Annotated in this window: 7 protein-coding genes; 6 read left to right on the forward strand and 1 reads right to left on the reverse strand. The window is 31.3% G+C overall.

Features of this window, described 5'->3' with window-relative positions:
• Positions 1-13: 13 nt before the first annotated feature.
• Positions 14-1,045 carry a LacI family DNA-binding transcriptional regulator gene (locus NMK29_RS21545; protein WP_108804697.1) on the reverse strand — a complete coding sequence of 344 codons (1,032 nt, stop codon included), beginning with the start codon at positions 1,043-1,045 and terminating at the stop codon, positions 14-16.
• Between the two features lie 514 nt (positions 1,046-1,559).
• Here NMK29_RS21545 and NMK29_RS21550 point away from each other — a divergent pair.
• The 6 genes from NMK29_RS21550 (at position 1,560) to NMK29_RS21575 (ending at position 15,999) form a co-directional block, all read left to right on the forward strand.
• The gene (locus tag NMK29_RS21550) at positions 1,560-2,282 is read left to right on the forward strand and encodes a glycoside hydrolase family 11 protein (RefSeq protein ID WP_108804698.1); all 723 of its coding nucleotides are present in this window, start codon (positions 1,560-1,562) and stop codon (positions 2,280-2,282) included.
• A gap of 113 nt (positions 2,283-2,395) precedes the next feature.
• The gene (locus NMK29_RS21555; RefSeq protein ID WP_108804699.1) at positions 2,396-3,244 is read left to right on the forward strand and encodes a formylglycine-generating enzyme family protein; all 849 of its coding nucleotides are present in this window, start codon (positions 2,396-2,398) and stop codon (positions 3,242-3,244) included.
• 367 nt (positions 3,245-3,611) lie between these two features.
• Complete coding sequence (locus NMK29_RS21560; protein WP_108804700.1) at positions 3,612-5,228, forward strand: sodium:solute symporter; 1,617 nt, start codon at positions 3,612-3,614, stop codon at positions 5,226-5,228.
• A gap of 104 nt (positions 5,229-5,332) precedes the next feature.
• Positions 5,333-9,487 (forward strand): hybrid sensor histidine kinase/response regulator transcription factor, encoded by a 4,155-nt coding sequence (locus NMK29_RS21565; protein WP_234424312.1) that lies wholly within the window; start codon positions 5,333-5,335, stop codon positions 9,485-9,487.
• A 565-nt stretch (positions 9,488-10,052) separates the two neighbouring features.
• On the forward strand, positions 10,053-12,722 hold the full coding sequence (locus tag NMK29_RS21570; RefSeq protein WP_108804702.1) for a glycoside hydrolase family 3 protein: 2,670 nt from the start codon (positions 10,053-10,055) through the stop codon (positions 12,720-12,722).
• A 127-nt stretch (positions 12,723-12,849) separates the two neighbouring features.
• On the forward strand, positions 12,850-15,999 hold the full coding sequence (locus NMK29_RS21575; protein WP_108804703.1) for a TonB-dependent receptor: 3,150 nt from the start codon (positions 12,850-12,852) through the stop codon (positions 15,997-15,999).
• The last annotated feature ends 22 nt before the right edge of the window (positions 16,000-16,021 follow it).

Raw genomic sequence — 16,021 nt, forward strand, 5'->3', positions numbered from 1 at the left:
TGCTCCTACCCTATTAGTGTAGGCGTTTTGTAGAATCTCTTTCTATGAGGTTTGTTTTTATTACTTTGGTTGTATATGATGTTTCGATATTTTCATTTTCTATTTTGTCTATAAGTATTTTTGCAGCAGCTTCTCCTAGATAAGTACTATGCTGACTTACTGTGGTTATAGCTGGTGTTACATGACGAGGAAGAACACCATTGGTAAAACCAATAATAGAAATATCTTCTGGCACTTTATACCCTTTATATAGTGCCATTTTAAGCGTGCTAATTGCAGAATCTTCTTCTAAACATAAAATGGCATCTACTTTTTTAGCATCAAGAACTATTTTTAGTAAGGTATCTATGTCATTAAATTCATCGACCTTAAGTATTAAATCTTCATCAATAGGAATATTAGCTTCTATAAGGGCTCTCTTGTACCCTTCTAATCGATGTTTTCCCACACTAAGTTGATGTATATTAGAAACGATAACAATATTTCTACAGCCTGTTTTAATGAAATAATTAACAGCATTAAATGCCCCTTCTTCATCATTTACGATAACTTTATCACATTCGATTTCGTCAGTAACTCTATCAATCATAACAATGGGAATCCCTTGATTTATCGCATTTTTAAAATGATTAAAATCTTTTTTTATTTGAGTCTCTTCTGCGATTGATAATATGAATCCATCTAAATCCGAATTTTTTAAGAGTTCCATGGCAGTAACTTCTTTCTCGCGAGATTCATTAGAGATACAGGTGATTAGATTATATCCTTTTTCTGTTGCTATCTTTTCGATACCAACAAAAACTTTGGTAAAAAAGTGATTAAGCATATTGGGTATAATTACCCCTATAGTTTTGGTGTTTTTTTGTTTTTCGTAAGTAAAATTACTTTGATTCGATTTATATTGTAGTTCATTAGCATATTCCTGAATCATAGATTTAGTTCTATTACTAATTTCATAACTATCATTTAGTGCTTTAGAAACTGTAGCGATAGACACATTGAATTCTTTAGCAATATCTTTTAATGTAATTCTCTTTTTTTTCATATTAGTTTTAAAGACTGTTTTTGGCTAAGCAACAGTTATTAGTAGCTTATTTTGAGTTATCAAAACTTTATATTGAATTTTAATAAATTATTCGCAAAAACTAAGTAAATCAACCTTAATCGTAAAGTAATCTTAATAATTTAATTTACCATAGAGTGTAATTCTAATTGCAACAAAATTTGCAAAGATTGCTTCAAATATTTTAGAACTCTCTTTTTTAAGCCACTTATAAGTATTCCGATTGTTTTGTTTTTCTAAGAAAGAATCTAAAAATATTGTTTTTTCATAAAGTTGATTTTATACCAGTAAAAGGAGATAATTTAATTATTTGATTGTCAGTTTTTTAGAGTTCAACGAAAAGTTTTCGTAGAATTTAATTTAAAACGGATTGAATTATCAATTGTTTTTATAATGAATTATAATTTTGAGTATTAACTAAATTTTTAACACAAATTCATTCGTATTCTTAATGAATATGATTTTTTGAATCATTCTAATTTAAAAACACGTAATTATGAAAACATTTTTAAGCATTTCAACATTTTGTCTGCTGTTCTTTACTAGTTGTTCCGATGATTTAGGGCAGGCTAGTATCTTAGAAGACTTAGAAATCGAGCAGAAATCGATTGATAGTAATGGTTATATTAGTGACAATCGCACCGATGGATATAATCAAGGTTATTTTTGGACTATTTATAAAGAAGGTGGTTGGGGTAGATTAAGATTTCCTTATGCAAATCAATATGGTGGAAATTTTGAAATTGAATACAAAAACAATCAAGATATTGTTGGAGGAAAAGGATGGTCAACAGGTAATGGTAGAAGAATAAATTATAATATTGGATTATTACAAGGTTCATATAATTTTGTAGGAGTGTACGGTTGGACTCAAACACCCTTGATAGAATATTATGTTGTAGAAAAAGGAAGTATTACAGGTCAAAATCAGAATAAGAATTATACTGTAAATGGCAAGAATTATAAATTTAAGAAACAACTAAGATCCAATGCTCCTTCGATTTTAGGAACTAAAACTTTTTATCAATATATAAGCGAACATGGAAATGCGCCTACGGGTTCTAATCAGCAGGTTCATATGCAAGCACATATTAATCATTGGAATGCGTATGGTGGCCATAAACCTCAATGGGGTAACCTAAGAAATTTCGATTATCAGGTCTTTGGTATTGAGTCGTACACCGGTGGATGGGGAAAAATCAATGCTAGTATATGGTAATAAGTACATAAAAGAACAGGATATAAGACCATAATATACTATGGTCTTATGTTTTGTTATATCTAAATGTAATAATCATTTAAAACCATTTTTTATTAATTTTTGACATTTTTATGCAGAAGATTTTATTCTATTTTGTTTTAGGAGTTTTAGTATTACTCTATTCGTGTGTTTCAAAGGATTCTAAAAACCGTATGGAGGATAACTTGATTTTAATAAAAGGAGGAGCATTTGTAAATATAAAATCAAATCTATACGGTAAAAATGTTATTGTTAATGATTTCTACATAGGTAAAAGTGAAGTTACACAAAAGGAATGGAAGGATATTATGACAAATAATCCATCCAGATTTAAAGGAGATAGTTTACCTGTAGAAATGGTAAGCTGGTATGATTGTGTGGAGTTTTGTATCAAAAAAAGTATTAAAGAAGGATTACTACCTTATTATAAAATTTATAAGGACTCCGTTGATGAATTTAATAAATCTGAGTTCGATAGTATAAAGTGGCTAGTTAAGAAAAACCCTAAAGCCAATGGATATCGTCTTCCTACAGAAATCGAATGGGAATATGCCGCAGGAGGAGGTCAATTAAGTAAAAATTATTCATATAGCGGTGATGATATTGTAGAAGAAATAGCTTGGTATTGGAGAAATAGTGGGGATACTATCTTAATAGAAAAATGGGATTATCGACTTTTAGAACAAAATCATTGCAGAACACATCCAGTGACTTCTAAAAAACCGAATGAACTCGGCTTGTATGATCTAACAGGAAATGTTAGAGAATGGTGTGATGATTGGTATGAGGATGATGGAATACCTCGTGGACATTTTCGTTCGCAAAGAGGTGGTGGTTGGATAGGCCTAGAATTGCATTGTAAAAATGATGATAGAGGTTACTTTGAAGCAGATGGAATCGGTCCAGATCAAGGTTTTCGCATATGTAGAAATAAAGTTTAATGCTATCAAAATATGCCAATTGATCTTTTTAACGGATATAATCCTTTTGAGTTTTCAATCATTCTTTTTCTTTTTTATTACCGAATCACTGTCAAAAAAAAATAAAATTCGAAATACTTAAATAAATATAGTTTTCTACGCATCATAATTTATAGTATTCGCTTCAAATCTTCCATTTAATTGCTGAGTCTCATAATAGTTTTGGTTTTTACTTAAAATTTTAAGTAAAAATTAAACGATTTGTCAAACGATGTTTTTGAAAATTGCTAATCGTTCATAGGTTTGCAAATGTTTTCTGCAGTAACATAGTAGATCAGAGGATCATTTAAAATTAGATAATAAAAAAATATTTAACCAAAAAGGATTTATGGAATCAGTCTTAGAACAATTAGATTGGGTAGTATTAGGTGTTTATTTTTTAGCACTTATTGGGGTAGCTATCTGGGTGATATTACAAAGAAATAAGGATACAGCAGATTATTTTTTGGCTGGACGTAATGTTGGTTGGTTTGTGATTGGAGCATCAATTTTTGCTTCTAATATTGGATCCGAACATGTAGTCGGTTTGGCTGGTACAGGAGCAGAATCAGGAATGCCGATGGCGCATTATGAACTACACGCTTGGATCGTATTATTATTAGGTTGGTTATTTTTACCTTTTTATATGCGGAGTAAAGTGTTTACTATGCCCGAGTTTTTAGAAAAAAGATTTGATAGTAGATCAAGATGGTTTTTATCGATTTTCTCGTTAGTTGGATATGTAATAACTAAAGTGTCAGTAACTATATATGCAGGAGGAATTGTAGTTTCTGAACTGTTAGGAATACCTTTTTGGTATGGTGCAATTGGTATTGTAGTTTTTACTGGGGCATATACTATAGTTGGAGGTATGAAAGCAGTGATTTATACAGAAACTTTACAAACCGTGGTTTTAATTGCAGGTTCGTTAATTATTACGTATTTAGGATTACAAGAAGTTGGTGGTTGGGAAAACCTTCGAACCACAGTAGGTTCGGATCATTTTAATATGTGGAGACCGATGTCGGATCCAGATTTTCCTTGGACCGGATTATTATTTGGAGGAACTATTGTTGGTATTTGGTACTGGTGTACAGATCAATATATTGTTCAGCGAACATTAGCAGCTAATAATATAAAAATAGGTAGACGTGGAGCTATTTTTGGAGCGTACCTTAAGATTTTACCAATTTTTATTTTTCTGATTCCAGGTATTATTGCTTTTGCCTTAGCAAAACAAGGTGTTTTAACGTATGATAAAGCAGATGAGGTATTTCCAGTATTAGTCAAAACCTTATTGCCTACAGGACTTAAAGGACTAGTTGCAGGTGGATTAATGGCGGCGTTAATGAGCTCTTTAGCATCAGTATTTAATTCTTGTTCTACAATATTTACAATAGACATCTACAAAAAATTAAAACCTACCACTCCGGAGAAAAAGTTACTAAATATAGGAAGAGTAGCAACAGCATTGGTAGTGGTCTTAGGAATAATATGGATTCCTATTATGAACAAAATTGGAGGAGGTGTCTTATATCAATATTTGCAAAGTGTACAATCATATATCGCACCACCAATTACAGCAGTATTTATACTAGGAATAATCTGGAAAAGAGTAAATTCTAAAGCTGCAATTGTAACCTTGTTTTCTGGTCTTTTGATAGCTGCTTTTAGAATAACAGCAGAAATTGTAAAAGATGATTTGTCAGGTTTAGCATATCAATTTGCTACGATCAATTTTGCGCATATGGCTATTTTTATGTTTATCTTTTCGGTAATAGTTTGTATAGTTACTAGTTTAGTTACAACTGCTCCAGATTATACTACTATTAAAGGCCTAGCATTTGGAACATTGTCCGCAGAACAGAAAGAAGCAACTAAAAATAGTTATACGCCTACTGATATCGTTTTATCAGTATTATTGGTAGTAGTAGTAGTTTCTATATTAACTTATTTTACGGGTTGATAGTACTTCAATAAAATCTTGTTCTTTTACCTTAACCAGATTAAAAATTGATTAAGTATGATAAAACATGCTATATTTATTCCTAAGTGCTGGAATATAAAATGATGAATAGTAAAAGTTTTATAGCGTGTATATTGTTTTTTTGTTGTTGTCTAAATTACGTTTGGACACAACAAAAATCCAATGACTTCAATTTTGTTAATATTGGGAATGGTATTTCAAAAATAGCCGTACCTGTAATCGTTCAAGATCATAACGGTTTTATTTGGATTGGAACAAGTGGGGCAGGTTTACATAGATATGATGGAATTGACTATGTTTCTTATAAACATGAATTAAAGGATACTACTTCTCTTAGTAGTAATTTTATTTATAGTTCGTTTGTTGATAAGAAGAATCGGTTTTGGATTGGTACAGAAAATGGATTAGATCTTTATGATCGAGAAATGGATCAATTTAAGAGAATTGATATTGTATCTCAAATAAAAGATTTTAATCAAATCAATATTGCGGTTGGTAGTATACTCGAAGATTCAATAGGTAATATTATTGTAGGCACTTTTGAAAGAGGCTTACTTACATTGAATCCGGACACAGGAATAATAAAACAGATTGTTAATCTTGATATTGATGATAAAAAAGATCTACTAGATATAAATGATCTTGAAAAAGATCAGCAAGGAAATATATATGCAGCAACTAATCATGGGTTGAGAATATATAATCCTAGTACAAATACATTAAGTCTTTCTGTTTTTAATACCGAAAAAGAAAAGCAATCTGTAGCAGTTCCTATCAAATCTTTATTGATTGATAATAACAACAATATATGGTTAGGGACCATATCCGATGGTATCTATAGAATAAAGAAATCCTCTAATGCTATTTACGAGATTAATAACTTTCCTTTTACTACAAAACGAGTATTGTCAATGATTGCTAATGCGGATGGATCCGTAATATTTGGAACTGAAAATGATGGGCTATTTCATATTGAAGAGGATGGTAATCTAATAAAAAATTATCTTTTTGATAAAAATAATGAGAATAGTATTCGATCTAACTCTATATGGTCTTTATTTTTAGATAGTAATGAGAGGATATGGATGGGATATTATAATAAAGGTATCGCAGTATATGATAAGTTATATGATAAATTTAAAAACATAGAAAGTCTAGCGAGTAATCCTAATTCTTTAGAGGCAGGATCTGTTACTGGCATTGTTCAAGATAGTTCAGGATTACTATGGATTAGTATGGATGGAGGAGGAATAGATGTATATAGTAGAGATGATCAGAAGTTTATTCATATTAATAAAAATAGTAATAAGGAATTCTCAAACCTAACTGCATATGATATTCAAACCATATTTATAGATAGTAAAGAAAATGTATGGGCAGGAAGTTGGAATGGAGGCATATTTTTTCTTAAAAAAGGAACAAAACAATTCATTAATTATACAATAGAAAATACGGATGGTGCACTAGCCTCTAATAGTATATTAAGTTTTGCAGAAGATGCTAATGGTATTATTTGGATAGGTACTTTTTTTAGTGGAGTGATTTCCTATAACCCCGCTACTAATGATTTCGTGCATCATAATTCAAAGGAATTTTCTAATTATGGTATCCATACTAGTGATATTCGGAAGATACTAATAGATTCTAAAAATAACTTATGGATAGGAGCTGCTAATGGATTATATAAAGTAACACAAAATAATACTGGTCAATTCTCTGTCGAGTTTCTAAGAGATAAAATGAATAGTAAATATCAAAATGAATCTAATACTAATCATATATTATCAATTTATGAAGCTACTGATGGATCTATATGGATTGGTACTAGAGGATCAGGTTTGTGTCGATATGATCCTAATAACAATAGTTTTGTTTGGTATAACGAGTTGTATGAGCTAAAAGATGAAAATGTATCTGCTATAATTGAAGATGAAGATAATAACATTTGGATAAGTGGTAATGTAGGTATCCATAAGTTAGACCTTGAAAAAGGAAATATTATAGATTATAATTTTAATGACGGTTTATTATCAAATGATTTTAACTTTAATGCTACATTTAGAGATAATCAAGGAAGTATATATTTCGGTAATTATGAAGGTATAGATTATTTTAATCCTAAAAATATTAAAACCAATAATAGTTCTACTAATTTATATTTAACCGATTTTAAAATTTTTAATAAAAAGGTATACCCTAATCATGAAGATTCTCCTCTAAGCAAAGTAATTTCTGAAACTGATGGTATTTCTTTGAGCAATGAACAATCTGTTTTTACAATTGATTATACAGGTATTAACTACACACGTTCTGAGAAGAATCAATATGCATATTATCTAGAAGGGTTAGAAGATTCTTGGAATTATGTAGAAAATACAAGAAGTGCTACATATACCAACTTAGATCCCGGAAATTATACTTTTAAATTAAAGGTAGCCAATAATGATGGTAAATGGGATGAAACTCCATTGCATTTACAAATCGAGATATTACCACCTTGGTGGAAAACAAATTGGGCATTGTTATCTTATGTTCTATTATTACTATTCGGGATATACCTTTTGAATAAGTTAACTCAAAATAGAATTAAGGAGAAACAATTAATAAAATACGAAAGAGAAAAAAGAATTAAAGAAGAAGAGCTGCACAATAAAAAGTTACAATTCTTTACGAATATATCTCATGAATTCCGTACACCACTAACTCTTATAATTAATCCATTAGAGGATATTCTTAAAAATGAAGGGTTAAATCTTCCTAACGAAGTAAATGAAAAACACTTAATAATTCATAAAAATACAGATAGATTATATCGGTTAATTAATGAATTGATGGATTATAGAAAGCTTGAGTTTAACAAGTTAAGTGTAAAAGCGATAGAACTTGATATCATTAATTTTGTTCAGGATGTAGTCAGTTATTTTGTGATCGAAGCTTCAAATAAAAAGATAGATTTAAATATAATACATGAGGTTCCTGAATTAAAAGTATGGGTCGATATAGGAATGTTGGAGAAAATAATTTTTAATTTATTATCAAACGCATTTAAAGTTACTCCAGAAGGAGGAACGATTACTATTAGTGTTGCGATAAAAGAGGGAGAAAAAACTCATCAAGATGCCATATCAGAGTCATTCGAAATAAGTGTATCAGATACTGGTCCTGGACTAAAAAAAGAACAATTAGAAAAAATATTCGAGCGGTTTTATCAAGTGGATAATCTAAATAAGTCATATTATGGTGGCACAGGAATAGGTTTAGAGGTAGTAAGAAGTTTTGTAGAACTTCATAAAGGAAAAGTAACTGTTGATAGTATTGTAAATCAAGGAACCACGTTTTCAGTGATTTTACCATTAGGGAAGAAACATTTTAGTGAAGATGAAATTGTTATTACCGATAAAACTTCTGATATTCTCTTAAAGACAAAATTTATAGGGAATGTTCATAATAAGAATTTAGAAAATAAAATAGAAGAAGAACAAAAAACTAATAGGTTATTAATCGTCGAAGATAATACAGAATTACGAAACTATTTAAAAAGAGAATTAAGTAATAATTATAGAGTCTTTGATGCAAAAAATGGTACCGAAGGTCTTGAATTAGCCAAAAAAGAAGTGCCAGATATCATCATTACAGATGTAATTATGCCAGAAATGGACGGCTTCGAGTTTTGCTCAAATATTAAGAAAGATATAAAGACTAGTCATATTCCTATTTTAATGCTCACAGCAAAAACCATGGCAGATGATCGATTAAGAGGAATAGAATCAGGAGCAGATGTGTATTTAAATAAGCCTTTCGATATGAGAGTGTTAAAATCATATTTAACGCAGATGCTTACGATAAGACAGATAGTTTTTAATAAGTATTTTAGTGATGTTAGTGATGCCCAAATCAATGAAAACAATACATCTCTAGATAAAGAGTTTATACAAAAAGTATTAAATCATATTTATGAGAATTTAAGCGACCCTAATCTTAGCGTAGAATCATTATCCTCAGAGCTCCACCTTAGTAGAAGTCAGTTTTATAGAAAGATAAAAACATTAACAGGGCAAACAGCCAATCAGTTTTTGAGAAATATTAGACTTCAAAAAGCAAAACAGATTTTAGAAAGTGGTTCTACTAATGTTAGTGAGGTTTGTTACAAGGTAGGGTTTTCCTCTCCATCTTATTTTACGAAATGTTTTAAAACTCAGTTTGGAATCCTACCTACAGAAGTACCAATAAATGAATAGTCTGATGTATATAATAGCATAAAAAACTTGCTTGATTAAACATAATTCCACCCTTTTTTAGAAATTAACTAAACATATTTATGAGAAGATTACTCAAAGTATGTAAACAATATACTTTATAGAGTCATAATAGAAAAAAAGTACCTATAAAACCAATCCTTCTTTAACCTTGATTAGGGATGTGTTTTTAGATCTTATTAATGTAATGCCGTATTTATTATTGATATAGTAATAAATAGAATTAAAAATTGCAATGCTTGCAATTAGTCTCCTTTCTAACCATTTCCTCTGTTATTCTTGTTGCTCCCATTGGCTAAATTGTTGCAATTAACCCCTTTCAATGCTCGAATGCAACAAATGTTTTATTATATGCTTTATCCGTTGCATCCTTTTTTTAATCGCATACATAAATTGTTAAAAAATTGTGAATTAGTTAAATATAGTGAACAAGAAATATTCAAATATTAAAATTTTGAGCGAGATATTTTTAATTATCGTAGTGCTCGGATTGTTTGTTTTTATACTTGACATGATTTCATAAAAAAACCAGCTTTAAAACATAACAATGATAAGAAGAGAATCTAAAAATAGATTAAAAAAACCTTTAAGAATTAGTAGTTTAATTATCATCTCAATTATTCTTCAGTTGAGTATAGGGTGCGAAACAAAAAAGGAAACAGCATATAAATTTAAAGATCCTAAATTGTCTATTAATGAAAGAGTGACTGATTTAATAAGTCATATGACACTTTCAGAAAAAGTATCTCAAATGAGATATGATGCGCCCGCTATCGAACGCTTAGGAGTTCCAGCGTATAATTGGTGGAATGAGTGTTTACATGGTGTGGCAAGAGCAGGTGAAGCTACAGTATTTCCCCAGGCAATCGGTATGGGAGCTACTTGGAATGCACCATTATTATTTGATGTAGGTACCGTTATTTCTGATGAAGCTAGAGCAAAACATCATCGTTTTATTAAAGAAGATAAAAGAGGGATATATCAAGGATTAACTTTTTGGACTCCTAATATTAATATTTTTAGAGACCCTAGATGGGGAAGAGGTCAAGAAACTTATGGAGAAGATCCTTATTTGACCGGCAGAATGGGAGTAAATTTTATAAAAGGACTACAAGGTGATGATCCAAAATACCTTAAAGTGGTAGCTACTGCCAAACATTTTGCAGTACATAGTGGACCAGAAAAATCAAGGCACGAGGATAATTATCATACATCAGATAAAGATTTAAAAGAAACGTATTTACCAGCTTTTGAAGCAGCTATTAAAGAAGCTAATGTACAATCAGTAATGTGTGCATATAATAGATACAGAGATGAAGCTTGTTGCGGAAGTAATTTGTTACTAAATGATATACTTCGTAAAGAGTGGGGGTTTGATGGTTATGTGGTTTCAGATTGTTGGGCGATCAATGATTTTTGGGAACCAAATAAGCATGAATTAGTCGAAACCCCTGCTGAGGCTTCAGCATTAGCAGTAAGTAGAGGTACGGATTTAAATTGTGGAGATGTATATGATCCAAACTTAGGAGATGCTGTCCTTAAAGGGTTAGTAGATGAAGATAAGGTTGATCGAGCGTTATCTAGATTGATGGAAGCACGATTTAAACTAGGTATGTTTGATCCTGAAGAAATGGTGTCATGGTCCAAAATATCTTATGATGTAGTATGTAGTGATGCTCATTATAAATTATCTGAGAAAACCGCTAAGGAATCAATGGTCTTATTAAAAAATGAAGGTAAACTACTTCCATTAAGAAAAGATCTAAAATCCATTGCAGTAATAGGACCCAATGCCAATGCTAAACAAGTCTTATTAGGAAATTATCACGGTACTCCGCTTAATAATATTACACCACTAAAAGCAATAAAGGAAAAATTACCAAACACTAAGGTAAACTACGCAAAAGGAAGTCACATAGCAAAAGGATGGCCGTTATTACAACCAATACCATCTTCTGTATTGCGAAATGGAGATAATGTTGGATTAAAAGGAGAATATTTTGATAACGAGGAGTGGAAAGGAAAACCAAAATTAACAAGAAATGATAGTATTGTTGATTTTTTATGGGTTTCAAAAAAGCCTATCGAAATTAATACTTCGGATAGTTTTTCTGTTAGATGGACAGGAAAAATCATTCCAAAAGAAAGCGGTTCATATCGTATTGGATTAAGAGCAAGTAGCGCTGGTAAGTTATATGTGGATGATTCTTTAAGAGTTGATTTTAAAGATGATCACGAACCAAAGATGAAGTATTTAGATATGAGGCTTGAAGCAGGTAAATCTTATGATATTAAAATTAAATATTACAATTATCATACAGATCCACAAGCTCAATTACTTTGGTCCAAATTAGATGAAGACTTATTGTCTCCAGCAATAGAAGCAGTTAAGAAATCAGAAGTTGTAGTACTGTGTTTAGGATTATCCCCAGATATAGAAGGTGAAGAAATGCCAGTAGTTTTAGAAGGTTTTGATAAAGGAGATAGATCAGAAATTTCGTTACCACAATCCCAAGTTACTTTATTAAAAGAAGTACAGGCGTTAGGTAAACCAACAATATTAGTATTGATGAACGGGAGTGCCCTTGCTATAAATTGGGCGGATGAAAACATCCCAGCAATTCTTGAAGCTTGGTATCCAGGAGAATTTGGAGGGAGAGCAATTGCCGATGTTCTTTTTGGAGATTATAATCCAGCAGGTAGATTACCTGTTACGTTTTACAAATCGGTTGATGATCTTCCAGATTTTAAATCTTATGATATGACCAATCGAACATATAAATATTTTAAAGGAGATCCTTTATATGAATTTGGACATGGATTATCATATACCACTTTCGAGTACTCAAAATTAGAAGCACCAGATGCTATAAAAACAGATGAAAATATTCCTGTAACAGTACAAATTAAAAATACTGGAGATATGAAAGGTGATGAAGTTGTTCAGCTTTATATATCCCACGATAAAAAAGAATATACAGACGGACCAAAACACTCTTTAATTGGATTTAAAAGAATCAACTTAGAAGTTGGAGAGACAAAAAAAGTAAGCTTTACGGTTACTCCAAAACAATATGCTGTGATTAATTCAGCGGGAAAAGAACAAAAAGCGTCAGGAGCAGTTCAAATTTATGTAGGCGGAAAACAACCTAACGAAAATAATGACTCAGATACTGCAACTAATAAACATTTGAATAAAAAAATAGCACTTGATTAATTTATAAAAATGAAGCCTTGATTAATTGGTATATCTAAACAGTTGTAAGGGACAAGAAGTACTAATTAATGGGAAACAAAAGTAGCTATCAAGCACTTTAAACTTAACTACATAAAAACAATGTCATATGATAAGACTTAAACTAGCAATTATTGCATTTATTTTAATTGGAACACAGCATGTTTTTTCGCAAGAAGATAATGTCAGTGGAACAGTTACAGATAAATCTAATTTGCCATTACCAGGCGTTACCGTTTTAGTAAAAGGTACTACCAATGGTGCTTTAACCGACTTTGACGGTAATTACGAATTACAAGGAGTATCGAAAGGAGATATTATAGTTTTTTCCTATGTTGGAATGCAAACGATAGAAAAAATTGTTATTGACTCAGGACAAATTAATGTCGTAATGATTCCTGAAGCCACAGATTTAGAACAAGTTGTGGTTATTGGATATGGACAAAGTAGAAAAAAGGATCTTACATCCGCCATATCCACTATTAGTGGAGATGTTTTAGAAAAACAAGTTGTTACTAATATTGACCAGGGGATTCAAGGATTAGTATCTGGGGTTACTGTGACTCGAAGCACAGGTAGACCAGGAGGAGCAGTTTCTGTAAGGATACGTGGTACTACATCGGTAACAGGATCCAATGAGCCATTATATATTATTGATGGAGTAAACGTTCAGAATTCAGAGAGTGATTCTTTTAACTTTTCACGTTTTGGAGGAACTGGCGGACAAACTGCAATAAGCCCTCTTTCTGCATTGAATCCTAATGATATCGAATCCATAACAGTTTTAAAAGATGCTTCCGCTGCGGCGATATATGGAGCACAATCCTCTAATGGAGTGGTTTTGATTACTACAAAAAGAGGAAAGGCCGGAAAAGCGAAGATAAGCTATGAGACATATGCAGGTATTCAGACAGTTCCTAAGTTATTGGATATGATGAACCTAAGAGAATTTGCGGCATACTCAAATGAAGTAAGACAGAGTCCTTCTACTAATTTACCATCAGCTCCTCAGTTTGAGAATCCAAATATTTTAGGAGACGGAACAAACTGGCAAAGAGCTATTTTTAGAGCTGCTCCAATAACGAACCATCAATTATCAATTTCTGGAGGAAAAGAGAAAACAAAATTCTATGCTTCAGCTAATTATTTTGATCAAGAAGGTATCGTAATCAATTCTGGTCTTAGAAGGTTTGGATTACGATTAAATTTAGACTACAAGTATAATGATTGGATCAAATTTGGGCACAACATAAACCTAAGTAGTTCATTAGAGCAAATAGGATTAAATGATTCTAGAAACGGTACCATTATCAATGCATTAAGACAGACTCCTAACGTACCTGTTAGAAACCCTGATGGAACCTTTGGTTCTCCAGAAAATGGTTTAGGTAACACAGGGGCATTGAACCCAGTAGCCGCTTCGGAAATAAGAAACAGTACACTAGAAAGGTTTAAAATGAATGGGAATATTTATTTAGATCTTAAATTAGCGAATAATCTTAAGTTTAGAACAGATTTAGGGTATGACTATAATACAGCTAAAACGCAAAGTTTTTTCCCTACATATGATTTTGGATCACTTTCTAATCGTTTAAATTCCTCTTTTAGAGCAGCTAATGAAGGATTGTATTATCTATTCAAAAATTATTTAACCTATACTCCTAGTATTGGAAATCATAATTTCGATATTTTATTAGGAACAGAAGCTCAGAAAACAGAATTTCAAGGATTGTCTGGACAAAGATCTAATTTTCCTAGTAATGATGTTCCTGGTTTAAATACAGGAGATGCTGAGACATCTTTATCTGAATCATTTGAAGGTGCAGCTTCTCTCTTATCATATTTTGGTAGAATTAATTATGATTATAATTCAAAATATTTATTTTCAGCATCCTTACGATATGATGGTTCTTCAAAATTTGGACCTAATAATAGATGGGGGTTATTCCCATCAGTATCTGCAGCATGGGTAGTAAGTGATGAACCTTTTATGGAGAGTATTTCTAGCGCTTGGAGTTATTTTAAAATACGAGCTGGATATGGAACTAGTGGAAACCAGGATATAAATAATTTTCTATATCTGAGCTTTCTTAGAAATCAAAATACGGCACTTGGAAGTGGATTTAGCCTAGCTAATTTTAATAACCCTAATGTTGCATGGGAATCTTTAATCTCTCCAAACCTAGGAGTAGAACTTGGCTTCTTGGATAACAATATTAGATTGGATGTAGATGTATATAGAAAAACATCCAAAGATTTCTTAGCTACCAGACCTATACCAGGTTTCTTAGGTAGTTTGAATACTTTATCTTTTATAGGAGTTAATGCACCTGTTGAAAATTTTGGTGAAATGATCAATGATGGTATTGATGTTACCTTAAATACAAAGAACATTACGAATGAAAAATTCAGTTGGGATACCAATATTGTATTTAGTTTATATCGTAATGAGATTACCGAATTATCAGGTGATAATGATGCTATCATTGGAACATTACAAGATGAGGAAATTATTGCGAATCTAACACGGTCAGAAGTAGGACAACCTATCGGAATGTTCTATGGTTTTGTAACGGATGGGCTATTTAGAGATATTGATGAATTGACAGGTACTGAACCTGCTGCTATTCCTGCAGAAAGCTCTGTAGATGAAGCTACAGGAACTTGGTTAGGTGATGTTAGATTTAAAGATTTAAATGGAGATGGTGTAATTGATGACAACGATAGAACATTTATTGGAAATCCACATCCAGATTTCACTTTTAGTATGACCAATAATTTCCGATATGGAATGTTTGATTTATCAGTGTTCTTACAAGGAACTTATGGAAATGACATTTATAATTACACCCGTACCTATATTGAAGGAGTTAACCGATTTAATGCAAATCAAGCTACTTCTGTAATTGATAGATATAGTGCTACGAATACTGATGGAAGTTTACCAAGATACTCTGATGGAGATAAAAACGGAAATATTAGAGTATCCGATAGATTTATAGAAGATGGTTCTTACCTAAGAATTCAGAGTGTTACTTTGGGATGTACATTACCTAAAGGCACTTTTGGAGAAAAAATTAAGTTTTTTGATCAGATAAGAGTGTATACAACAATACAAAATTTATACACATTTACGAACTACTCAGGATATGATCCTGAAGTAGGATCACTTAATCAAAGTGCTTTATTTAAAGGTATAGATTTTGGAAGATATCCTGTCCCAAGAACAATGACACTTGGACTTAATGTACAATTTTAACTTGAAAAAGAAAATAATATGT

The sequence above is a fragment of the Aquimarina sp. Aq107 genome (genome assembly GCF_943733665.1).
Classification (GTDB): domain Bacteria; phylum Bacteroidota; class Bacteroidia; order Flavobacteriales; family Flavobacteriaceae; genus Aquimarina.